The 22,858-nt window shown below is 48.3% G+C and carries 20 protein-coding genes; 19 read left to right on the plus strand and 1 reads right to left on the minus strand.

Annotated features, from left to right (window positions below; translation table 11 throughout):
* From OCV62_RS15735 to OCV62_RS15775, 9 genes are all read left to right on the plus strand, one after another.
* The coding region (locus OCV62_RS15735) for a virulence-associated E family protein (RefSeq protein WP_262587880.1) at positions 1–713 on the plus strand (713 nt) is incomplete at its 5' end.
* A 241-nt stretch (positions 714–954) separates the two neighbouring features.
* Positions 955–1,188: an excisionase gene (locus OCV62_RS15740; protein WP_016218019.1), complete on the plus strand. Its 234-nt coding sequence runs from the start codon at positions 955–957 to the stop codon at positions 1,186–1,188.
* Between the two features lie 110 nt (positions 1,189–1,298).
* Positions 1,299–2,498 (plus strand): site-specific integrase, encoded by a 1,200-nt coding sequence (locus OCV62_RS15745; protein ID WP_008703747.1) that lies wholly within the window; start codon positions 1,299–1,301, stop codon positions 2,496–2,498.
* A 185-nt stretch (positions 2,499–2,683) separates the two neighbouring features.
* Positions 2,684–3,133: a low molecular weight protein-tyrosine-phosphatase gene (locus OCV62_RS15750; RefSeq protein ID WP_262587886.1), complete on the plus strand. Its 450-nt coding sequence runs from the start codon at positions 2,684–2,686 to the stop codon at positions 3,131–3,133.
* A gap of 268 nt (positions 3,134–3,401) precedes the next feature.
* Complete coding sequence (locus OCV62_RS15755; RefSeq protein WP_262587888.1) at positions 3,402–4,814, plus strand: MBOAT family O-acyltransferase; 1,413 nt, start codon at positions 3,402–3,404, stop codon at positions 4,812–4,814.
* 13 nt (positions 4,815–4,827) lie between these two features.
* Complete coding sequence (locus OCV62_RS15760; RefSeq protein WP_262587890.1) at positions 4,828–5,931, plus strand: alginate O-acetyltransferase AlgX-related protein; 1,104 nt, start codon at positions 4,828–4,830, stop codon at positions 5,929–5,931.
* A gap of 15 nt (positions 5,932–5,946) precedes the next feature.
* The gene (locus tag OCV62_RS15765; protein ID WP_262587892.1) at positions 5,947–7,602 is read left to right on the plus strand and encodes a putative polysaccharide biosynthesis protein; all 1,656 of its coding nucleotides are present in this window, start codon (positions 5,947–5,949) and stop codon (positions 7,600–7,602) included.
* 130 nt (positions 7,603–7,732) lie between these two features.
* The gene (locus OCV62_RS15770) at positions 7,733–8,911 is read left to right on the plus strand and encodes a DUF3048 domain-containing protein (protein WP_262587894.1); all 1,179 of its coding nucleotides are present in this window, start codon (positions 7,733–7,735) and stop codon (positions 8,909–8,911) included.
* A 67-nt stretch (positions 8,912–8,978) separates the two neighbouring features.
* A complete protein-coding gene (locus OCV62_RS15775; protein WP_262587959.1) occupies positions 8,979–9,728 on the plus strand; it encodes an adenosylcobinamide-GDP ribazoletransferase in 750 nt (249 codons plus the stop codon).
* Between the two features lie 155 nt (positions 9,729–9,883).
* On the opposite strand, the gene OCV62_RS15780 is transcribed toward OCV62_RS15775, so the two are convergent.
* Positions 9,884–10,873 carry an ROK family protein gene (locus tag OCV62_RS15780; protein WP_262587895.1) on the minus strand — a complete coding sequence of 330 codons (990 nt, stop codon included), beginning with the start codon at positions 10,871–10,873 and terminating at the stop codon, positions 9,884–9,886.
* A 199-nt stretch (positions 10,874–11,072) separates the two neighbouring features.
* On the opposite strand from OCV62_RS15780, the gene OCV62_RS15785 reads away from it, so the two are divergent.
* The 10 genes from OCV62_RS15785 (at position 11,073) to dnaK (ending at position 22,857) form a co-directional block, all read left to right on the plus strand.
* A complete protein-coding gene (locus tag OCV62_RS15785) occupies positions 11,073–12,260 on the plus strand; it encodes a pyridoxal phosphate-dependent aminotransferase (RefSeq protein ID WP_021914791.1) in 1,188 nt (395 codons plus the stop codon).
* Positions 12,261–12,339: 79 nt separating this feature from the next.
* A complete protein-coding gene (locus OCV62_RS18190) occupies positions 12,340–13,191 on the plus strand; it encodes a patatin-like phospholipase family protein (protein ID WP_021914790.1) in 852 nt (283 codons plus the stop codon).
* A 12-nt stretch (positions 13,192–13,203) separates the two neighbouring features.
* Positions 13,204–14,046, plus strand: coding sequence for an undecaprenyl-diphosphate phosphatase (locus OCV62_RS15795; protein ID WP_021914789.1), 843 nt, complete (start codon positions 13,204–13,206; stop codon positions 14,044–14,046).
* A gap of 277 nt (positions 14,047–14,323) precedes the next feature.
* Entirely contained in the window at positions 14,324–16,015 is a 1,692-nt protein-coding gene (locus OCV62_RS15800; protein ID WP_021914788.1) for a Na/Pi cotransporter family protein, read from the plus strand.
* Positions 16,016–16,156: 141 nt separating this feature from the next.
* Complete coding sequence (locus OCV62_RS15805; protein ID WP_021914787.1) at positions 16,157–16,843, plus strand: response regulator transcription factor; 687 nt, start codon at positions 16,157–16,159, stop codon at positions 16,841–16,843.
* 24 nt (positions 16,844–16,867) lie between these two features.
* Positions 16,868–18,169 (plus strand): sensor histidine kinase, encoded by a 1,302-nt coding sequence (locus OCV62_RS15810; RefSeq protein ID WP_262587900.1) that lies wholly within the window; start codon positions 16,868–16,870, stop codon positions 18,167–18,169.
* Positions 18,170–18,325: 156 nt separating this feature from the next.
* Positions 18,326–18,805, plus strand: coding sequence for a DUF6465 family protein (locus OCV62_RS15815; RefSeq protein ID WP_262587902.1), 480 nt, complete (start codon positions 18,326–18,328; stop codon positions 18,803–18,805).
* 406 nt (positions 18,806–19,211) lie between these two features.
* Complete coding sequence (gene hrcA / locus OCV62_RS15820) at positions 19,212–20,240, plus strand: heat-inducible transcriptional repressor HrcA (protein WP_021914784.1); 1,029 nt, start codon at positions 19,212–19,214, stop codon at positions 20,238–20,240.
* 29 nt (positions 20,241–20,269) lie between these two features.
* A complete protein-coding gene (grpE, locus tag OCV62_RS15825; protein WP_021914783.1) occupies positions 20,270–20,893 on the plus strand; it encodes a nucleotide exchange factor GrpE in 624 nt (207 codons plus the stop codon).
* Positions 20,894–20,976: 83 nt separating this feature from the next.
* The gene (gene dnaK, locus OCV62_RS15830) at positions 20,977–22,857 is read left to right on the plus strand and encodes a molecular chaperone DnaK (protein ID WP_021914782.1); all 1,881 of its coding nucleotides are present in this window, start codon (positions 20,977–20,979) and stop codon (positions 22,855–22,857) included.
* The last annotated feature ends 1 nt before the right edge of the window (position 22,858 follow it).

A 22,858-nucleotide genomic window follows, 5' to 3' on the forward strand; every position in this document is an offset into this window, starting at 1 on the left:
GTCACTGGATTATCGAAATGTCGGAAATGATGGCAACCGCCAACGCCAAGAGCATTGAGGAAATCAAGTCATTTTTAAGCCGGCAGAAAGAGGTTTACAAGATACCCTATGAAACCCACCCGGCAGACCGCCCCCGTCAGTGCGTGTTTGGCGGCACTTCCAATGCCCTTGACTTCCTGCCCCTTGACCGTTCCGGCAACCGCCGCTTTATCCCCGTCATGGTGTACCCGGAGCAAGCCGAGGTTCACATTTTGGAGGACGAAGCTGCTTCCAGAGCCTATATCGAGCAGATGTGGGCGGAAGCGATGGAGATTTACCGAAGCGGCAGGTTCAAGCTGGCTTTCAGCCCCGCCATGCAGCGGTATCTCAAAGAACACCAGCGGGATTTTATGCCGGAGGACACCAAAGCCGGGATGATACAGGCGTATCTTGATAAGTACACCGGGAGTATGGTCTGCTCCAAGCAGCTCTACAAGGAAGCCTTGAACCATGCCTTTGACGAACCGAAGCAATGGGAAATCCGGGAAATCAACGAGATTATGAACCAGTGCATTGACCGCTGGCGGTACTTCCCGAACCCAAGAATGTTTTCAGAATATGGCAGACAAAAGGGCTGGGAGCGTGAAAACCCGGCAACGGACTCCGGCAACCCGTCTGAAAAAACGATGGACGGTTTTGTGGAGGTCACAGAACAGATGGAGCTTCCATTCTGAAAATGACAGCCCGTTGCACCCCCTGTTGCTATCCCGTTGACGAGCCGGTTGCCGGGGAAAATCCCGAAACTATCGGCTTTTCTCCCCTATGACAACCAAAACAACAGAAAAATAAAAGAAAAATATAAATAGTAACCATCGCCAGATTGAGATTGTTTGCAAGGTCTTTTGAAGCCCGTTGCCGGACTTCGTTGCCGACACCCTCTGTCTGGCTATTTTCATGCATGGAGGATAACTGCCTATGGCGAATAATAAGATGAATATTGAAGGAAAAAATTACTCGGATATTCCGGTGTGGCGTAGATATACGCTTACCATTGAGGAAGCAGCCAGATATTATCATATCGGCGAAGGAAAATTGAGAACGCTTATTGACACACATCCCAATGAGGATTTTTATGTGATGAACGGCAATCGTGCCCTCATTAAGCGTGAGAAATTTGAGAGGTATCTGGATCAGGCTACTGCTGTGTAAACAGAGCTGACAGATTTACCGATTTCACATGATATAACTATGCGGAGAGCTGGATTTGTGCTATGATAAGAGCGCAAGTCTGGCTCTCTTTTTTGAAAGGAGAGTTCACGATGAGTGAGAAAAGACGAGATAACCGTAATCGGATTTTGCGAGAGGGCGAGTACCAGCGTAAAGATGGGAGGTATCGGTTCCGCTATATTGATGAGGACGGAAAAGAGAAAAATGTATACAGTTGGCGTTTAGACAAGAATGACCCAATGCCAAAGGGGAAGAAGCGGGAGCCTTCCCTGCGTGAGAAAGAAAAACAGATTGAAGCGGATTTGTTTGACCGTATCGTAACCAACGGTGGCAACTATACTGTTTTGGAACTGGTAGAAAAGTATGTTTCATTGAAAACAGGAGTTCGTCACAATACGGTTGCCGGATATAAAACGGTCATCAATATGCTGAAAAAAGAGAGTTTTGGGAATCTGCGAATTGATAAGGTGCGTTTGTCAGACGCCAAGGCATGGTTGATTAAGCTCCAACAAATTGATGGGCGGGGATATAGTTCCATTCATTCTATCAGGGGAGTTCTCAGACCGGCATTTCAGATGGCGGTAGATGATGATTTGCTTCGTAAAAATCCATTTGAATTTGAGCTTGCCTCCGTCATTGTCAATGATTCTGTTACCAGAGAAGCGATCACCCGAAAGCAGCAGAGAGATTTGTTGAAGTTTATTCAGGAAGATAAACATTTCAGCAGATACTATGATGCAATCTATATTCTTTTTCACACAGGGCTTCGTATCTCAGAGTTCTGTGGATTGACGGTTTCAGAAATCGAGTTTGGAGAAATGCGTATTAAGGTAGACCATCAGTTACAGCGTACTGCACAGATGCAGTATGTAATTGAAGAGCCAAAAACTGACAAAGGCATCCGCTATGTGCCGATGACGGAAGCTGTCGCAGCGTGTTTTCGCAGAATCATTGCCAACCGCAAGACACCAAAAGTTGAACCGATGGTGGAAGGATATGCAGGATTTTTGTTTCTGGATAAAAACGATATGCCGATGGTTGCCCTTCACTGGGAAAAGTATCTGGAGCATATCATTCAGAAATACAACAGGATTTACCGTATCCAGATGCCGAAAGTTACCCCTCATGTATGTAGGCACACCTTTTGCTCTAATATGGCAAAATCCGGGATGAATCCGAAAACCTTGCAGTATATCATGGGTCACGCAGACATCAGTGTAACCTTGAACACTTACACCCATGTGAATTTTGATGATGCAAAGGAAGAAGTGTATCGGATAGCGAATAGTTAAAAAAGCCCGTTGGTAAGGACGCTTGCTTTACCAACGGATTTACCAAGATTGCAGGGAAAAACATAAGAAAATACGAGAAGATTTGAGAAGATACCTTGAAAAGAAAGGACAACTCAAAAGTCGGAAAACCCTGAAATATCAAGCGTTTGGGAAGAAATACAAGACTTAAATGGAGATATGAAAAGATGATTAAAGTACTATTTATTTGCCACGGCAATATCTGCCGTTCCCCTATGTCCGAGTTCATCCTCCGGGACATGGTTGCAAAACGCGGCATAGCGGATCAGTTTGAAATCGCATCGGCTGCGACAAGTCGGGAGGAAATCGGCAATCCGGTCTATCCGCCGGCGGTGCGGAAGCTGCGGGAGCATGGCATTGACCCGTCCGGGAAGCGGGCACGCCAGATGACGAAGCAGGATTACGAATATTATGATTATCTGCTGGCAGCGGAGCAGTATAATATTCAAAATATGCTTCGAATCGTTGGCGGAGACCCGGAGCATAAAATCCATCGGCTGCTGGATTACTCAAAGCATCCGCGCGATATTGACGATCCGTGGTACTCCGGGGATTTCGAAACCGCGTACCGGGACATCGTGGAGGGCTGCGAAGCATTCCTGGAGAGTTTCAAATGAACAAAAATGACTGCGAAGCAGCGGAAAGTATCGCAGATTCGTTTCTGCGAATGGCGTGTGTGAACTGTAACTTTGCAGATGCTTCAGGAAAGAGAACCTCAGATTCCCCTACCTATTTAAGGAAATGTATGCTACAATAAAAAAGATATCAGGATCAAAAACTCTTTTGCCTCTGATATCAGGACAACAGTATCCGTCGCGGGATGACTGATTATCAGATTGCTGTTCCAAGGGTGCTGCGGGCAGCGAATAAGATCGGAGTTTTTGAATGAGTATCAATTCCATGATTTTTCTGACGGCTTTTTTGCCGGTTGTATTTGTGTTGGACAGGCTGTGCGTGCGCAAAACAGCGCTGAAAAATATCCTGCTGCTTTTGGCAAGTCTTGTGTTTTATGCGTGGGGCGATCCGGTTTATATTGTCCTTTTACTTGTTTCGATTGCGGCAAATTACGGTATCGGACTGCTGCTTGGATGTCAGCGGGATGAAAGCGTGGCGGCGAAAGCCGTTCTGGCGGCGGGCATTTTGGTAAACCTGGGGATTCTTGGGTATTATAAATATTTTGACTTCTTTTTGCGGATTGTGAACCGGCTGACGGGAAGCGAGCATGAGATGCGCAATATCCCGCTTCCGATTGGTATTTCGTTTTTTACGTTCGGAGCGATTTCGTATCTGATGGATTTATACCGCGGTCATTATGAGGCGGAGAAAAATCCGCTCAATATGGCACTGTATCTGTCCTTTTTTCCAAAAATTTCAGTCGGACCGATTGCGCGGTATCGCGATTTTGCCCCGCAGCTGACAAACAGACAGGAAACCGTGGAAAAGACAGCGGAGGGAATCCGGCGCTTTGCCTATGGACTTGGTAAAAAGGTGCTGGTCGCAAACATTGTCGGCGCAAGTGTAGATAAGATCTATGCGCAGGACATTACAAATGTTACGGGCGTTATGGTGTGGTGCGCGGCGATTCTGTATGCGATTCAGATTTACTATGATTTTTCCGGTTTCACGGATATGGCCATCGGTCTGGGCAAAATGTTCGGATTCGATATTTGTGAAAACTTTAATTATCCATACCTGTCCGGTTCGATTCAGGAGTTCTGGCGCAGATGGCATATTTCCCTGAGCAGCTGGTTTAGGGATTACCTCTACATACCGCTTGGCGGAAACCGGAAAGGAAAGGCTCGGACATATTTGAATCTGGCGATCGTCTTTTTTGCGACCGGGTTATGGCATGGCGCGACGACAGCGTTTATCGCATGGGGCGCGCTGCACGGATTTTTCATCATTGTGGAGCGGATCGGCTTTAAGAAAATTCTGGACAAAATCGGCTTTTTGCGTTATGTATACACGGGGCTTGTGGTGTTGTTCGGCTGGGTGATTTTCCGGGTGGCAAATCTGCAGCCGGCGCTGCAGTACATCCGCAGGATGTTGACGCCGTGGCAGTATACGCAGAGCACCTATGCGCTGCGGGAGCTGGTCGGAAACCGCTGCATTGTGATGACGGTCATCGGCATCCTTGGCATGGGGCTGATACAGGCAGGCATCAAAAAGTTCTGCCCGGCAGCGGAGAAATTAAAGGGCGGCGTATTGGAACTGGTTTACTGCATGTTCCTGATCGCAGCGTCGATGCTGCTTTTGGTCAACGGAACCTACAGCCCTGCAATTTATCTGAATTTCTGAGTGGAGAATGCATATGAATAAAAAAATGGCGGCGGCATGGCTGATTTGCTTTGCGCTTTTGCTTTTGATGCCGGGAGCTGTGTGGGCGGTAACAAAGGATCGTTTCCAGACGGATGCGACGGAAAATACGGTTTCAACAGAGATTCCGAAGCTGACGAAGGACAATTACAGAGATTATCCGGGATTGGTGGAGAGCGCGTTTAACGCGGCGGTTCCGTTTCGGAGTCAGCTGATTTCCTTTTCCAGCCTGACAAATTTAAAGCTGTTTTGTGAAAAATCCATCAACGACAAGGTTGTGATCGGTTCGGACAACTGGCTGTTTTACAGCATGGAATCGGACATTGATGATTATAAGGGAACGAACCTGTTTACAGAAGGACAGCTTGCACAGATCGCATCGCAGCTTACGACATCGGAGCAGTGGCTTTCCAACCGGGGCAGTGAATTTGTCCTGATGATTGCACCGAATAAGGAGACGATTTACGGAGAAGAGCATCTTCCTTCCTATTATAAAAAGGCGGAAGAAACGCGGACAGATCAGCTGATCGCTTATCTGAAGAAGAATACAGATATCCGTATTGTATATCCGAAAGAGGAAATGCTGAAATATAAGAAGGAATATTCCCTGTACTGGCACTATGACACGCATTGGAACGCTGCTGGCGGCTATATTGGGGCAAAAGCGCTGTTAAAGGAGTTGGGAGACGAGCTTCCAGAGGTGGAGGACATTACCTTTACTCCGGATACCTTTTCCGGATATGATCTTGCAAGAATGATGAATCTGCAGAGCTACTACGAAAAAAATATGCCTGCGGAAGAAAATTATATCGTGACCGGTTACAACGGCAACAATTTGCAGGCAGTCTCTATTGACGATGCGACGGCTCTGGTGTATCATTCAGATGCGCCGGATACGAGAAAGCTGTTCATGGTGAGGGATTCCTTCGCCGGAGGAATGGCGGGACCGGTGGCGAGCAGCCTTTCAGACTGCTATATGGCTCATTGGAACGGATTTTTTACGCAATCTATGGTAGAAGAACAAAAGCCGGATGTTTTTGTTCTGGAGCTGGTAGAGAGACGGCTGGATTATCTGCTTTCTTTCTGCCTGACAGACTGAGCAGAAAGGTAACGGATGGGAACAAAAAATAAGGGAGAAGGCAGTTCCTTTGTAAAACAGGCCGGCATTTTGGCTGCTGCCGGCATTATCTGTCGAATTATCGGCCTATTGTACAGAAGCCCCCTGACGGGAATTATCGGAGAGACAGGAAACGGCTATTATGCGCCGGCGTATCGCTATTATCAGATGATTTTGCTGATCTCTTCCTATAGCATTCCGTCGGCGGTATCCAAAGTAATTTCACAGAGACTGGCAACCCACCAGTACAAAAATGCGCAGCGGATTTTTCACTGCTCGATTATTTATGTTGTTGTCGTGGGCGGAATCGCCAGTCTGTTTGCGTTTTTTGGAGCAGATTTTCTGATTCCGGGACGGGCGGCGATGGTGCTTCGGACGCTTGCACCGACAATTTTCTTTTCCGGTCTTCTCGGCGTTTTGAGAGGATATTTTCAGGCAAACCGAAGCATGGTGCAGACGTCCGTTTCACAGATTCTGGAGCAGATTTTAAATGCGGCGGTCAGCATGCTGGCGGCATGGGGGCTGATGCAGATATTTGCTGGGGAAGACGAGCTGACCCGTGCTGCGTGGGGGGCAGTCGGAAGTGCAGTCGGAACCGGTGTCGGCGTGCTGATAGCATTGGCGTTTATGCTGATGATTTACCATATGAACCGGAAAATAATCCGCCGCAGGATAGAGCGGGATCGTTCCAGAGATTTGCTGGAAACCGGCGAGATTTTCAAGATCATTCTGTTTATGGTAACGCCGGTTCTGCTGAGTACGTTTGCATATAATGCGAGCGCACTGATCAACCAGACCCTGTATCTGAATCTGATGCAATCGGTACACAACGCTTCTTATGATGATATTACGATTATTAACGGTATTTACGATACGGAAGCGGTCGGACTTTCCAATATTCCGATTGCAATCGCGTCTGCGATGGCTTCCGCGATCCTGCCGAGCATTGCAGGAAGCTTTGAGACAAAGAAGAAAAAAGACGTCCGGCACAAAATCAGCGTGGCAATCAAGACGATCATGTTTATCGCGATTCCGTCTGCAGTCGGCATGACGGTATTATCCAGACCGATCGTATGGCTGTTGTATAATACGAATACGGACAGCATCCGTCTGGGCGGATGCCTTCTGGCGGCGCTTGGTGCGAGCATCGTGTTCTATTCCCTTTCCACACTGAGCAATTCGATTCTGCAGGCAGTCGGCAAGGCGTCGAAGCCGGTTACAAACGCGGTGATTGCGCTGGCGGTGCAGACTGTGGTGGCGGCAGCCCTCCTGATCTTTACAGATATTGGTATTTACAGTTTGCCGATCGCCGTTACGGTATATTCTTTTATGATGTGCCTGTTAAATGGCATCGCGGTGAAAAAAGCGACCGGCTATCATCAGGAAATCGAGAAGACGTTTGTCCTGCCGCTGGTATCCTCTGCGATCATGGGGCTTGTGGTTGCAGGTATTTATTATGGGCTGACGCTGACAGTGCTGAAAGGATATCTCGGCAATGCGGTTGCACTGCTGCTTTCGGTGGCAATCGGCGGACTGACGTATTTTGCGGCGGCGTTAAAGCTTGGCGTCATGTCGAAAAAAGAACTGCTCGGAATTCCCGGAGGCAGTATGATTGTGAAATTTGCGGTAAAATTGCATTTGCTGAAGAATTAGGCCGTAAATTTGTAATAGAATTGTAATAAATGCAGAAAAAGGCTGGATTTTTACCGCCTGCGGGAGTACAATATTTAAACTAGGTTGGTTTAACCTTTTCAAAAAAGAAAAATATTCAGGAGAATGATATATGAAAAAAACCAGTTTGTTCTGTCTGGCGCTGGGATTATCTGCAGCATTATGTGCATGTGGCTCTGCAGCGACAGAAACAACCCCTGTACCTGAAACGGATTCAGCTGTTGCAGCAACGGAAAGCAACGATACAACCGGAACAGAAAATGCAGCAGCGGAGACGGAAAGCGTTGTTACAGAAGACGCAGTTCCGACCAGCTACCTGACCGGTCTGGAATGCACCGAAGAGGAACGCGAACAGCGCCCGATGGCAGTTATGCTGAACAATATTAAGGCAGGAACCCCGCAGGCAGGAATCGGACAGGCATCCGTGATTTATGAAGCGCCGATGGAAGGCGCGGATGTGACCCGTCTGATGCCGTTGTTTGAAAACTGGCAGAATCTGGATACGATCGGCTATATCAGAAGCAGCCGCGATTATTTTGTATACAGCGCACTGGAATTCGATGCGATTTATGCGCATTTCGGACAGGCTACCCCTTATGTCGGCGATCTGTTAAACAGCGATCTGGTGGACAACATCAGCGGCGCGGTTGCAGGAATTGACCGTCCGGCTTCCAAAGCGTTCATGCGGACGGATAAGCGGAAAGCACCCCACAATGTGTATACAACCGGTGAAGCGCTGGCAGAAGCGGCAGAGAAATTTGAATACAGCCTGACTTATCACGATACGCATAAGCAGAAATTTGCCTTTGCACCTCTGGGCGAAAAGGCAGACTATCCGGATAACGATACCGTTGTCCTGATGTATCCCGGCGGTGAAAAGACCGGTGTTGGAAACGGCTATTCCAATGTGCAGGCTTATTTTGAATATAACGATGAAGACGGAAAATATTACCGTTATCAGTACGGTGACAAGCATATTGACGAGACAACCGGCGAACAGCTGACAGTCGATAACGTTATTTTCCAGTATTGTCACGGCGAGTTCCGGGATTCCAAAGGCTATATGGCATTTGATGTGCACGGCGGCTGGGAGCCTGGTGCAGATCTGAACAATTACAAGGTTCAGGTATTTACCGGAGGTAAGATGGTAGAAGGAACCTGGTCAAGATATTCGGATACCGATCCGGCGCTGTATGTGGATGCAGACGGTAACCCGATCCGGCTAAATCGCGGAAAAACATGGGTTTGCCTGATCTGGAACGAACATGCGGATGACGTTGTACTGAAGTAATCCGAAAATCTGAGAGGTACACGATAGTATGAAAGAAGTTTGGGCAAGTTTTCGTCTGGCTTTTTCGATGTATTCGATTTTTCCTGCCAGGCAGATCAAAAAAACCCGTAGAAATATGAAGTATATTTTGATTTTCGTACCGCTAGTCGGCGCGATTATCGGGTTCATTCTAAAACAGTGGCAGGTGATCAGCCCGTATCTGATCGATAAAGATCTGCTGGGCGCGGTTATCTGTGCGATGCTTCCGATCTTTTTATCGGGCGGCGCGTTTCTGGATGGTTTCTTCCGGACAGTAGATGCGCTCAGTTCCCATCAGCCGAGGGAAGTCAAGCTGGAAATTCTGCGGGATTCCCACAGCGGATACTTCGCAATTATTATCTGTGTCTGCTATTTCTTCCTGATCGTCGGTCTTTGGAGCGAAATGCCGCTGGACAGCTGGCCGGTTCTTGCATATGGCTTCATACTTTCCAGAGCGCTCTATGGTCTTTCGATCGAATGCTTCCCGCATTCGCAGGAAAGCAAATGCTCCCTGTATGTCGGAAAAGGCAAAAGCAGAGGAATTGTGATCGCATTTATGATCGCTTATATCGTGATCTCTGTAGTGGGCATGCTGATGTGCGACATTCAGGTAGCGATTCCGTGTCTGGTCGGTGCACTGCTCGCATTTTTGTACTATTGCTATGTGGCGTTCCATCATTTCGGAGGAATTACAGAGGATATCGCATGCTTCTTTGTTCAGGTGTGTGAAATTATGATGCCGCTCGTTGTACTGCTGACCAGCATTGCGACGAGACTGGATATTGCAGGGGAACTGTAAACAATAGAATGCACGCTCTGAGAGCATTCTATTGTCATGAATTAAAAACCGTTACGAGCCGGTGCAGATGTTTTAATCTGTACCGGCTCGTTTATGTTGTAGAGCGTGCCTGCACCGCAGATTGCCGCAGTGTATCGCACCTGCCTTTCATTTTTTTAGTTTTGTCCGTTGTTCGCCGCGCTCAGCCTAAACTGCTCCTTCGCATAGACCGCTGCGCCCAGCATTCCGGCAGCGTCTCCGAGAACTGCAGTGACGATCGTACAGCAGCCATAGGGAATCCGCAATGCATGGGTATCCAGAATTTCACGGGTGTACTGAAGCAGGCGATCGCCCATACGGGACATGCCGCCGCCGACGATGATGATTTCCGGATTGTACAGGCTGAAAACGGCGCACAGACCGTAGCCGAGCAGCTCTCCGGTTTCTCTCATGGTCTCAATAGCAACAGCATCCCCGTCATCGTAGGCACGGGAAAGCATGTCTGCAGTGGCCTTATCAAGGTCATTATTTACCCAGTCACAGATGATGCTGTGCTGTCCCAGTTGGACTTTCTCCCGGAAGGTGCGCAAAATACCGAGGGCAGAAACATAGCGCCCAAGGCAGCCGGAGCTTCCGCAGCGGCATTCCCGTCCTTCACGGAACATATTGATATGCCCGATTTCGCCTGCGGAACCTGTAGCGCCGTAGATCACGCGTCCGTCGATGACCGCAGCGCCGCCAAGCCCGGTTCCGAGGGTGATCATCAGGACGTTATTGCGGTTTTTGCCGGCGCCGAATTTCCATTCCCCATAGAGATTGACACGCGCATCATTATCGATATAGGTCGGGATATGAAGATGGCTCTCCATCCAGGCGACGATTGGAACCTCCTCCCATTTCGGAAAATTCGGGGAAAAACGGGAAATACCGTTTTTGATATCGAGGATGCCGGGGACGCCGATGCCCATGCAGGTGATATCCTGACAGGTCAGGTGCAGCTCATCGAGAAGTGCCAGAACAGCATCATAAATGCGATTGAGGACGTGCTCCGAGCCGAAACGAACCTCGGTGGGGGTGCGTTTTTCCCCGAGCTTATGAAAAAAATCATCGAAAACAGAAATTTTGATATTGGTTCCACCGAGATCAAGCCCGATATAGGTTGCCATAAAATCCTCCTATTTACAGGTGCGTTTGCCGGAAAGCAGGAACTGCACCGTGGTTTTGACAGCTGAAAAACGTTTATATCCATTCTTTTTTCAGTATAACATATGCCCTGTGGAAGAAAAAGTGGAACTGTCAAAAATAGTGTGATAGAATATGGACAGATTTCAAACTCACAAAGATGCAGAAAAGAAGGATAATACTATGATTGCAGAACAATATCGAAAAATGCTGGATGCAAAGTCAGTGATCCGGCAGTTGTCCGAGAAGGCGACGAAGCGGGCGCAGATAATTGGTGCAGAGAATGTATTCGATTACAGCCTGGGAAATCCGTCCGTACCGGCACCGGCAGAGTTTAAGCAGGCACTGCTGGACCTGATTGAGAAGGAAGATCCGATGACCCTGCACGGCTACAGCCCGACGCTCGGTATCCCGTCTGTAAAGACGGCGATTGCGGAGTCCTTAAACTGCAGATTTGACATGAACTACGGACCGGAGCATATTTTCCCGGTTTCCGCAGCAGCGGCGGCAATCGCGCATGCGCTGCGTGCAGTGACTGTGCCGGGGGATGAAGTGCTGACCTTTGCTCCGTTTTTTCCGGAATATCATCCATATGTAGATCTGACCGGAGCCGTTTTAAAGGTTGTTCCGGCGGACACGAAGAGCTTCCAGATCAATTTCGAAGCGTTTGAAGAAATGTTGGGACCGAGGGTTGCGGCAGTGTTGGTGAATACACCGAACAATCCGTCCGGCGCAGTTTATTCGGCGGAGACGTTGACGAAGCTGGCGCAGGTTCTGACGAGAAAAGCAGAACAATACGGGCATGATATTTTCCTGATTTCGGATGAACCGTATCGGGAAATCGTATTTGACGGCAAACAGCAGCCGTATGTATCGAAATTTTATGCCAATACGATCAGCTGCTACTCTTTTTCCAAGGCGCTGTCGCTGCCGGGCGAGAGAATCGGCTATCTGGCGGTCAATCCGGCGTGTCCGTATGCGGCGGAGATCGTAAATATGTGCGGACAGATTTCGAGGGGAATCGGCCATAACTGCCCGACGTCCCTGATGCAGCTGGCGGTATCGAAGGTGCTCGACCTGACCTCCGATTTCTCCGTCTATGAAAAGAACCGCAACCTGCTCTACGAATGCCTGACGGACTGTGGCTTCGAGGTTGTGAAGCCGGAAGGAACCTTTTACATCTTCCCGAAAGCCCCGGAAGCAGACGCGGCGGCATTTTGTCAGAAAGCGCTGCAGTACGATCTGGTGCTCGTTCCGGCGGATTCGTTCGGTTGTCCCGGATATTTCCGCATGGCATATTGCATCGATACAGAGAAGGTGGAGCGTTCCCTGCCGGTGCTGCGCAAAATGATGAAAGAAATCTATGGTTGAATGGAAAGCCCTGATATCATAAAATGAGTGAAACGACAAATGAGACAGCAGGAGTTTTGCAGCAAGGAGGCGCATATCTATGATGTATCAGGCGGGATTGGTGCTGGAGGGCGGCGCGATGAAGGGCGTTTACACCGCCGGCGTGCTGGATTTTTTTCTGGATGCAGGAATCGACTTTGCCAAATGCTACGGCGTTTCGGCGGGAGCGTGCTGCCTGTGCAGTTATCTTTCCAGACAAAAAGGCAGACAATACAGCGTTTTTACCGACTATCTTGAGGATAAAAACTATTGGGGACTTTCGAGCTTGTTAAGGACCGGCGATTATTTCAATGTCCAGATGTGTTATCACGATATCCCGGAGCGCTTAAATCCGTTCGACTACGAGACGTTTGATAAAAATCCGAGTAAAGGATACGCGGTCGTAACCAACATTGAAACCGGACTGGCCGAGTATCTTCCGATGAAGAATATGCACAGGAATATCGATGCAGTGCGCGCATCGGCATCGATGCCGCTTGTGTCAAGGCCGGTAGAGATTAACGGAAAGCTGTACTTAGATGGCGGACTTGCGGATTCTATTCCACTGCTGCATGCCGTGACGGACGGATGCCGCAAAAATGTCGTTGTGATGACAAAAGAGACGGGCTATCGTCGTGTCCAGCCGAAGCATCTGGAACTGATCAAAGCCAGATATGCGAAATATCCGAAGGTATACGAGCTGATGGCAAACCGCGCAGCAGCCTATAACCAGCAGCTGGATTATCTGGAAGCGGAGGTAAAAAATGGCACTGCGTTTTTGATTCAGCCATCCCACCCAAATGAAGTGGGACGCATCGAAAAAAACAGGAAAAAGCTGCGCGCGCTTTATGAAGAAGGATATCAGGAAGCAGCGCGCCGCAAGGAAGAGCTGATCGCTTTTCTGGAAAAATAAAGGAGGCAGAAAATGTTATCATTTATTGAAATTTTAAAGGCGATTCTGTTCGGAATCGTAGAGGGCATCACCGAGTGGCTGCCCGTCAGCAGCACAGGTCATATGATTCTGTTAAATGAGTTCGTTCATATGAACGTTTCAGAGGAATTCTGGGATATGTTCCTGGTTGTCATCCAGCTGGGCGCGATTTTAGCGGTTGTGCTGCTGTTCTGGAAACAGATCTGGCCGTTTAATTTTACCGGAAGGTCCAAAACAAACGGCATTGTGAAAAAGGACATCATGAAAATGTGGTTCAAGATCATTGTTGCCTGCATTCCGGCGGCAGTAGTCGGTCTGCTGTTCGACGATATCCTTGAAAAATATCTTTACAACCCGATTACGGTTGCAGTGATGCTGATCCTGTTCGGTATCGGATTTATCCTTGTAGAAAATGGTCATAAAGGAAAACGTGCAAGAGTCCGCAGTCTGGCACAGCTTACCTATAAGGATGCGATTATCATCGGTCTGTTCCAGCTGATTGCGGCAATCTTTCCCGGAACCTCCCGTTCCGGAGCAACCATTCTGGGCGGCCTGATGATCGGTGTTTCCAGAACCGTTGCAGCGGAGTTCACGTTCTTTCTGGCGATCCCGGTTATGTTGGGGGCGAGCCTGTTAAAGGTGATCCGCTTCGGCTTTGCTTTTTCAATGGCGGAGGCAGTGATCCTGCTGGTTGGCATGGCAATTGCTTTTATTGTATCCGTGCTTGTGATTCGCTTCCTGATGGGCTACATCAAAAAACATGACTTCAAGGTGTTTGGCTGGTATCGAATCGTACTAGGTATCCTTGTGCTTCTGTATTTCTTTGTAATTAAATAATAGAATGCACGCTCTGCGAACATTCTATTGTCATGAATAAAAGATTGCAAAAGCTGCTTTGCGGCGGGCAATTGGTAGAAACTGATCTGAATTGTGGACTGTCCGGTGCGACAGTCCCTTTTTTTGTTCCTGATAATAGAATACATGCTCGTAAGAGTCACATCTTGCCGGGAAATGTAAAAAATTTTACATGAATTTTACAAAAACGGTGGGCAGATTTTACGGACGCCTGTTACAATGGGCTGGAAATGAAGATCAGATCAAAAAGGAGAGAGTTATGCAACTGGAAGGAATTTCGGTATTGTTTTCATTTATCGGCGGCCTGGGGATGTTTCTGTACGGCATGCATGTAATGGCGAACGGCCTGCAGCATTTTGCGGGCGGAAAGATGCAGCGGCTGATGAGCTTTCTGACACAGAACAGGCTGATGGCAATCCTGGTAGGAACCCTCGTCACGGCAGTGATTCAAAGCTCTTCCGCGACGACGGTTATGGTAGTTGGCTTTGTCAATGCCGGAATGCTGAATCTGTCGCAGGCAGTCGGCGTTATCATGGGTGCGAATATCGGAACAACGATCACCGCGTGGCTGGTATCCCTGAGCGAGTTCGGCAGTTTTTTGAACCCGGAATTTTATGCGCCCCTGCTGCTGGGGATCGGTGCATTTGTTATTCTGTTTACAAAATCAGAGAAAAAGAAGCAAATTGGTGAAATCCTGATCGGTTTCGCGATCCTGTTTATCGGACTTTCCTTTATGTCCGACGCGATTAAGCCCTATCGGGATTCCCCGGTGTTTTCCAATGCCTTTACGGTGCTCGGTAAAAATCCGGTATTGGCGATACTGACTGGTACGGTTGTCACTGCAATCATCCAGAGTTCTTCGGCTTCCGTCGGTATTTTGCAGACGCTGGCGATGAACGGGATCGTCAACTGGAGATCTGCGGTGTTTATTACACTCGGACAGAATATTGGTACTTGCGTGACAGCGCTTTTGTCCGGTGTTGGTTCTGACAGAAACGGCAAGCGCGCGGCGGTGATTCATCTTTTGTTTAATGTCATCGGCGCAGTGCTGTTTGGAGTGGCTATGTACGTGCTGTTTTTGATTTTCCCGGCATGGGGAGCGTCTACGATGAACAGTGTAGATATTTCCATTTTCCACACAGTATTCAACATTACCTGTACGGTTGTGATGCTTCCATTTGCAGAAAAGCTGGTATGGATTTCCGGAAAGCTTGTGCCTGGCAGCGACCAGACAGCAGGAGAACTCGAAGGCAGCGAAGCAAAAAAGATGGCGAAACGCTTAGACAGCAGAGTACTTGGAAATCCGCTCTTTGCGCTGGCAACGGTAGTGCAGGAGGTTTCTGTGATGGGGCATGCGACCTGCCAGAACCTGGAGCTTGCGCTTGCGGCCGTGTCAGAAGAAAATCCGCAGAAGGCGCAGAAGGTATACGAGCGGGAAAAAGATATCAACAGTATGGAAAAAATCCTGACGGAGTTTTTGGTAGAGGTAGATAATCTTTCCTTGACAGAGGGGCAGCAGGAGCAGGTGAAAAACCTGTTTTATACGGTCAGCGACATCGAACGGGCCGGCGATCATGCAGAAAATATCGCAGAGCTGGCGGAGACGCTATCGAAAAATTCCGGCAGTTTTTCCAAAAAGGGAAAAGCGGATCTGGAACTGATTTCCGCACAGGCGATGCAGTCCTTGCAGATTGCGGTAGAATCGAGGGAAACAGGTTCTGTTAAGTCTGCAAATGCAGTCCGTGTGCTGGAGCAGAGCGTGGATCAGCTGGAAGGGGAGATGCGGGAAAAACATATCCGCAGACTTTCTAAAGGAAAATGTGACCCGGAGAGCGGTGTGATCTTCCTGGATATTATAAGCAATCTGGAACGTATTTCTGACCATGCAGTCAATGTTGCAGACTATGTAAAGGCAGAAGCTGAGGCCGGGATACCGGCGATCCGGATCTAAGGCTGACGGTATGGCGGAGAAAGCAGAGCATATCACACAGATACCTGGCAGAGCTTATCGAACGGAGCTGAGATTACACTGTGCAGCACATCGTACACGACATGCGCAGCGGGTATCATGCATATAGGAGGAGAATCCGGAATGATCTATATTATAGAGGACGATGAAAATATCAGAAATCTGGTTCAGGTGGCACTGAACGGTTCCGGCTATGAGACTGCGGCATTTGAAACTGCGGAGGAAGCACTTGGCGCATTTAAAGTAAAGGCTCCCCAGCTGGCGATTTTTGATCTGATGCTGCCGGGAATGGACGGACTGGAAGCAATCCGTAAAATTCGCGCAAACGATGCATGGAAAAAGCTTCCGGTGCTGGTGCTGACGGCGAAGGATAAGGAATACGACAAGGTAGCAGGACTGGATGGGGGCGCAGACGACTATATGACCAAGCCCTTCAGCGTGCTGGAGCTGCTGGCACGGGTGCGTTCCCTGCTGCGCCGTACTAAAGAGGAGGAACCGGAACAGCCGAAGCTTTTCGACTGCGGTGCCCTGCATCTGGATCTGGAAACGCGGGAGGTAAAGGTAAATGGAAGTGAGGTTCTTTTAACCTACAAAGAATATGAGCTGCTTGTTTATCTGGCAGAAAATCAGAACCGTGTGGTATCGCGGGATGAGCTTTTGGATAAGCTCTGGGACTGGCGGGCGGACGTGGAGACGAGAACGCTCGATATCCATATCAAAACCCTTCGCCAGAAGCTGGGGGAAGAGGCGGGACACTACATTAAAACGGTGCGCAGTGTCGGCTACCGTTTTATGAAGCCTCAGGAATAGGAAAGCAAAAGGAAAAATGGGGAAATGAAAAAAATTATGATAAAAAATCCGGTACTGGTCCGCTTTGGCATGATCTTAGTATTGGCGCTGGCGATCAGCAGTATTGTTTCGTCTTTTTTTCTTGGAAGCCGGATGCGGCAGGAAAATGTGGAGATGATGGAAAAGACGATTTCCGTAGTCGAATACACACTCGATACGGATAAACCGTTGCAGGAGCAGCTACAGAAGGTTCATGCCTCTGCACTGGATGCGAATGTCCGGGTTACGATAATCGCAAAAGACGGGACAGTGCTTGCTGATTCTGATCTGAAAAATGTGGACGGTATGGAAAATCATCTTGACAGGCAGGAGGTAAAGGAGGCACTTGAAAAGGGTGAGGGCAGTTCGACCCGTTATTCTGAAAGTCTTGGTCAGGAGATGCTGTATGTAGCAAAGCTTTCAGAGGATGGAAAGGCTATTATTCGTATGTCGATTCCCTACACCGGCCTTTTCCGGTATATGATCGTAGTGCTTCCGCTTCTGCTTGTCGGAATGATGGTTGCGTTTGTTGTAAGCGTTGCAGTTGCAGCGAGATATTCCGGATATATCCGCTCTGATGAAATCAAACGGCAGATGGTGCAGATGGAGCGGGACCGTAAAATTCGCCAGGAATTTTTCAGTAATGCCTCCCATGAGCTTAAAACGCCGATTACGTCCGTGCGGGGCTATGCGGAGCTGTTGAGTCAGGATTTTGTCAAGGATGAGGCGACCAGGAAGGATTTCCTTGCGAGGATTTTAAAGGAAACAGAGCATATGACAAGTCTGATCGATGATATCCTGATGATCTCGCGGCTGGAAAGCAAGGATGCGGAGGTAACGCTGAGTAAGGTAAATTTAAAAAGTGTGATGGATGAGGTCCTGGAATCCCTGACACCACAGGCGGCATCCTGTAAGGTGGAAATTTCGGGCTCATGTGGAAATGTGATCCTCCAGGCAAGTCTGCAGCAGATGCGGGAGCTTTTATCAAATCTGATCAGCAATGGCATCAAATACAACCATCCGGGCGGACATGTCTGGACAAAAATCTGGCAGGAGCCAGAGGCAGTATATATAGAAGTAAAGGATGATGGCGTAGGAATCGATCCGGAGGATCAGAAACGTGTCTTTGAACGCTTTTTCAGGGTGGACAAGGGAAGAAGCCGAAAAATGGGCGGAACCGGCCTGGGACTGTCGATTGTGAAGCATATCACGGCGTATTATGGGGGCAGTGTAAGGCTTACCAGTGAGCCTGGAGCCGGAAGTACATTTTTTGTCGAAATTCCGATGTCCGGAATAAATAAAATGTAAAAATATTTTCTAAAAAGCGTTAATTTTTTCGGCGAAAACAGAGGAAAGGTTGACAATATCTGGTTTTAGAAGTAAACTAATCACTAAATTCAGGTAATTGCTAGATAATGATATGACAAGGAGAATGGATACCTGGGTGTTAAGGAGGAGATCATTATGAGAAAAAGCACAGTGAAGAAAACTGTAACAAAGGCACCCGTTAATAAAAAAGAAACCGTAAAAGCTGAGACTGTTGCGGCAGTAAAGACCGAGGAACCCAAGACAGAGGCTGTTGAAGCAAAGGCAGAAGAAAAAGCAGTTGAAGCAGAAGCAACAGCTGCAGCTAAAGCAGAGGAAAAGCCCGCAGCAAAGAAAACAGCTGCAAAGAAAACCACAACAGCAAAGGCAACCGCTGAAAAGAAAGCGCCGGCAAAGCGCGCAACAAAAGCAGCAGCTGTAAAGACTGAGGTAAGCGTTCAGTTTGCAGGCAAGGAATACACAACTGAGAGACTGGTTGAGATTGCCAAAGATGTATGGCAGTATGACCTGGGCAACGCACCGGAAGAGTTCAAGAGCGTTGAGCTGTATGTAAAGCCGGAAGAGAGCGCAGTATACTATGTGATCAACGGTACAACGAGCGGAAGCTTCGGAATCTAAGTGTCTGAGCAGACACCGCAATCGAAAGCAGGCGTCGCCATAATCTGAGCGGGCGCTGCAGAGTCAGAACGTACATAATACACAGAAATAAGAACAGCCGTATCGGGGACGAATCCTTCCCGGTGCGGCTGCTTTTTTCATAAATTCTCCATTCCGCAGGCGCTTTGCGCCGAAGGAATCGCGAGGCGAACGTCCAGTTCGGCTCTGCGATCCTAACTACTTTGTGACGCCTGTGGCACAAATAGCTGTGCGAAAAATAAGCGATCACGCTTATTTTTCACACTATCTTCACAAGTATTTTGGGAAAATCTGTTGACAATAGGATAGGGGAGTGGTAATGTAATCATCAGAAGGTGTTAGCACTCCAATTGATTGAGTGCTAACAAATCAGAAAGCAGGTGAGAACGTGGAACTCGATGAAAGGAAAAAGAAAATTCTGCAGGCAGTTATTCGGAACTATCTGGAGACAGGAGAGCCGGTCGGCAGCAGGACAATTTCCAAGTATACCGATTTGAATTTAAGTTCCGCGACCATCCGTAATGAGATGTCCGATCTGGAAGAGATGGGCTACATTTTACAGCCCCATACCTCTGCAGGACGGATTCCTTCTGATAAGGGTTACCGCTTTTATGTAGACACCATGCTGGGTGAGCGGGAACGTGAAGTGGAAGAGTTAAAAGGTCTGCTTCTGGAAAAGGATGAAAAGATGGACACTCTCTTAAAGAGAGTGGCGAGAGTGCTGGCGACCAACACCAATTATGCGGCGATGATCACCACACCCCAGTATCAGCGCAATAAGCTGAAATTCATCCAGCTTTCAAAAGTAGATGAGCATCAGCTTCTGGCAGTTGTTGTAGTAGAAGGCAATGTGATCAAGAACACGATGCTTCAGGTCGAAGAGGATCTGGATGATGCGACACTCCTGAAACTGAACATCCTGTTGAATACCCATTTGAATGGGCTGTCGATTGATGAAATCAATCTTGCAATGATTTCGGCGATGAAGCAGCAGGCAGGCGTTCACAGCGGCATTGTAAGTGGTGTGATTGATGCAGTTGCCGAAGCGATCCGGTCGGATGAGGATTTAAAGATCTATACCAGCGGAACCAATAACATCCTGAAATATCCGGAGCTGACAGATAACCGGGAAAAGGCAAGTGAGCTGATCAATGTTTTCGAAGAAAAGAAAGCATTGGGAGAATTGGTTCAGGATTCTCTTTCTGAAGAGAGCGGTACCGGTATTCAGGTTTATATCGGCAATGAGACACCGGTTCAATCCATGAAGGATTGCAGTGTTGTAACTGCAACCTATGAGCTGGGAGAGGGCATGAGAGGTACAATCGGAATCATCGGCCCCAAACGAATGGACTATGACAAGGTCATCGGTACCTTAAAAACACTGATGAGCGAGTTGGATACTTTATATAAGAAGTAGAAAGGGTGACAGGCGTGGCAGAAGAGAGAATGGAAGAGGAAGTAAAGCAGGACACATCGGAAACCGAAACGCAGGAAAAACGGAATACGGAAGAATGTGAAGAAACTGCGGAGGCTTCCGCAGAAAATACAGAAACCCCGGAAGATGGGGAAGCTTCTGAGGAAAAAGATAAAAAAGGCTTCTTTTCCGGAAGAAAAAAAGAGAAAAAGGAAGATGCCGTAAAGGCACAGATCAACGAGCTGCAGGATAAGGTAATGCGGCAGATGGCTGAGTTCGAGAACTTCCGCAAGCGCTCCGAAAAGGAAAAGTCTGCGATGTTCGAGACAGGCGCAAAGAGCGTGATCGAAAAGATCCTTCCCGTTGTAGATAATTTTGAAAGAGGACTTGCAACCGTACCGGAAGACGAAAAGGATGCTCCTTTTGTAGACGGTATGAACAAGGTTTACAGGCAGCTGCTGACAGAGCTTGAAAACCTTGGTGTAAAACCGATCGAAGCGGTCGGCAAAGAGTTCGATCCCAACTTCCACAACGCAGTGATGCAGGTGGAAAACGATGAGCTGGAACCCGGAACTGTAGCACAGGAGCTTTTAAAGGGCTACATGTACAGGGACACCGTGGTACGTCACAGCATGGTCGCTGTTGTGCAGGAATAAAAGCCTGCAGGCAGCTTTTCATAGATTTGAACAGAACATAAGACATTGCTTGAGATAGCCGATAAGGCAGAAGGAGAAAAGTTATGAGTAAGATTATTGGTATCGACCTTGGTACAACAAACAGCTGCGTAGCAGTTATGGAAGGCGGCAAGCCTACCGTTATCGCAAATGCAGAAGGAGCAAGAACAACACCTTCCGTAGTTGCATTCACAAAGACCGGTGAGAGACTGGTCGGCGAGCCTGCAAAACGTCAGGCAGTTACCAATGCAGACCGCACCATCGCTTCTATTAAGAGACATATGGGTACGGACTACAAGGTAGACATCGACGGAAAGAAATATTCCCCTCAGGAAATTTCCGCTATGATCCTGCAGAAGCTGAAAGCTGACGCAGAGAACTATCTGGGCGAGAAGGTATCCGAAGCAGTTATCACTGTTCCTGCATACTTCAACGATGCTCAGCGTCAGGCAACAAAGGATGCCGGCAAGATCGCAGGCCTCGATGTAAAGCGTATCATCAACGAGCCTACCGCAGCAGCTCTGGCATACGGACTTGACAACGAAAAAGAACAGAAGATCATGGTATACGACTTAGGCGGCGGTACATTCGATGTTTCCATCATCGAAATCGGCGACGGCGTTATCGAAGTTCTGGCAACCAATGGTGATACTCATCTGGGCGGCGATGATTTCGATAACAAGATCATTGATTGGATGGTTTCCGAATTTAAGGCTCAGCAGGGCGTAGACCTGTCTAAAGATAAGATGGCAATGCAGAGACTGAAAGAAGCAGCTGAAAAGGCGAAAAAGGAGCTGTCCAGTGCGACAACAACCAACATCAACCTGCCTTTCATCAGCATGAACGCAAACGGACCTCTGCACTTTGATATGGATCTGTCCAGAGCAAAATTTGATGAACTGACAAGCGATCTGGTAGAGCGTACTGCAATTCCGGTTCAGAACGCATTAAAGGATGCAGGCATTACCGCTTCCGAGCTTGGCAAGGTACTGTTGGTCGGTGGTTCTACCCGTATCCCGGCTGTACAGGATAAGGTAAAACAGCTGACCGGTCATGAACCCAGCAAGTCCTTAAACCCTGACGAGTGCGTTGCACTGGGTGCTTCCATCCAGGGTGGTAAGCTGGCAGGCGATGCAGGCGCAGGTGATATCCTGCTGCTGGATGTAACTCCTCTGTCTCTGTCCATTGAGACAATGGGTGGTATCGCAACCAGACTGATTGAGAGAAATACAACCATTCCTACTAAGAAGAGCCAGATCTTCTCTACTGCAGCTGATAACCAGACAGCCGTTGATATCAACGTTCTGCAGGGTGAGAGACAGTTTGCAAAGGACAACAAGTCCCTTGGACAGTTCCGTCTGGATGGTATCCCGCCTGCAATGCGTGGCGTACCGCAGATCGAGGTTACCTTCGATATCGATGCAAACGGTATCGTAAATGTATCCGCTAAGGATCTGGGCACAGGCAAGGAACAGCATATCACCATTACCGCTGGTTCCAACATGTCTGATGACGATATCAACAAGGCAGTGAAGGAAGCTGCTGAGTTCGAAGCACAGGATAAGAAGAAGAAAGACGCAATCGACACCAGAAACAGCGCAGACTCCTTCGTATTCCAGACCGAGAAGGCTCTGAATGAGGTTGGCGATAAAGTAGACGCAAGCGCAAAGGCAGGCGTTGAAGCAGATCTGAATGCACTGAAATCCCTGCTGGAGTCCACCAAGGATCAGGAGCTGACAGACAGCCAGGTAGCTGACATCAAGGCAGCTCAGGAGAAGCTGATGCAGTCCGCTCAGGCAGTATTTGCAAAGGTTTATGAGCAGGCGCAGGGCGCAGCTGGTCAGGCAGGTCCTGATATGGGTAATGCAGCAGGTGCAGGCAGCAATGCAGGTGCAGGCAGCAATCCGGATGATGATGTTATTGACGGAGACTTCAGAGAAGTATAAA

Origin of the sequence: Gallintestinimicrobium propionicum (assembly GCF_025567525.1) — a bacterium.
Lineage (GTDB): Bacteria > Bacillota > Clostridia > Lachnospirales > Lachnospiraceae > Gallintestinimicrobium > Gallintestinimicrobium propionicum.

Excerpts from the sequence above, each read along its gene's own strand:
- grpE (WP_021914783.1), top strand. The coding sequence starts at position 20,270 with ATGGAAGAGGAAGTAAAGCAGGACACATCGGAAACCGAAACGCAGGAA.
- OCV62_RS15815 (WP_262587902.1), top strand. The coding sequence starts at position 18,326 with ATGAGAAAAAGCACAGTGAAGAAAACTGTAACAAAGGCACCCGTTAAT.
- OCV62_RS15770 (WP_262587894.1), top strand. The coding sequence starts at position 7,733 with ATGAAAAAAACCAGTTTGTTCTGTCTGGCGCTGGGATTATCTGCAGCA.
- OCV62_RS15805 (WP_021914787.1), top strand. The coding sequence starts at position 16,157 with ATGATCTATATTATAGAGGACGATGAAAATATCAGAAATCTGGTTCAG.
- OCV62_RS15785 (WP_021914791.1), top strand. The coding sequence starts at position 11,073 with ATGATTGCAGAACAATATCGAAAAATGCTGGATGCAAAGTCAGTGATC.
- OCV62_RS15740 (WP_016218019.1), top strand. The coding sequence starts at position 955 with ATGGCGAATAATAAGATGAATATTGAAGGAAAAAATTACTCGGATATT.
- OCV62_RS15745 (WP_008703747.1), top strand. The coding sequence starts at position 1,299 with ATGAGTGAGAAAAGACGAGATAACCGTAATCGGATTTTGCGAGAGGGC.
- OCV62_RS15775 (WP_262587959.1), top strand. The coding sequence starts at position 8,979 with ATGTATTCGATTTTTCCTGCCAGGCAGATCAAAAAAACCCGTAGAAAT.
- OCV62_RS15750 (WP_262587886.1), top strand. The coding sequence starts at position 2,684 with ATGATTAAAGTACTATTTATTTGCCACGGCAATATCTGCCGTTCCCCT.
- OCV62_RS15800 (WP_021914788.1), top strand. The coding sequence starts at position 14,324 with ATGCAACTGGAAGGAATTTCGGTATTGTTTTCATTTATCGGCGGCCTG.
- OCV62_RS18190 (WP_021914790.1), top strand. The coding sequence starts at position 12,340 with ATGATGTATCAGGCGGGATTGGTGCTGGAGGGCGGCGCGATGAAGGGC.
- OCV62_RS15755 (WP_262587888.1), top strand. The coding sequence starts at position 3,402 with ATGAGTATCAATTCCATGATTTTTCTGACGGCTTTTTTGCCGGTTGTA.
- OCV62_RS15795 (WP_021914789.1), top strand. The coding sequence starts at position 13,204 with ATGTTATCATTTATTGAAATTTTAAAGGCGATTCTGTTCGGAATCGTA.
- OCV62_RS15810 (WP_262587900.1), top strand. The coding sequence starts at position 16,868 with ATGAAAAAAATTATGATAAAAAATCCGGTACTGGTCCGCTTTGGCATG.
- OCV62_RS15765 (WP_262587892.1), top strand. The coding sequence starts at position 5,947 with ATGGGAACAAAAAATAAGGGAGAAGGCAGTTCCTTTGTAAAACAGGCC.
- OCV62_RS15780 (WP_262587895.1), bottom strand. The coding sequence starts at position 10,873 with ATGGCAACCTATATCGGGCTTGATCTCGGTGGAACCAATATCAAAATT.
- dnaK (WP_021914782.1), top strand. The coding sequence starts at position 20,977 with ATGAGTAAGATTATTGGTATCGACCTTGGTACAACAAACAGCTGCGTA.
- OCV62_RS15760 (WP_262587890.1), top strand. The coding sequence starts at position 4,828 with ATGAATAAAAAAATGGCGGCGGCATGGCTGATTTGCTTTGCGCTTTTG.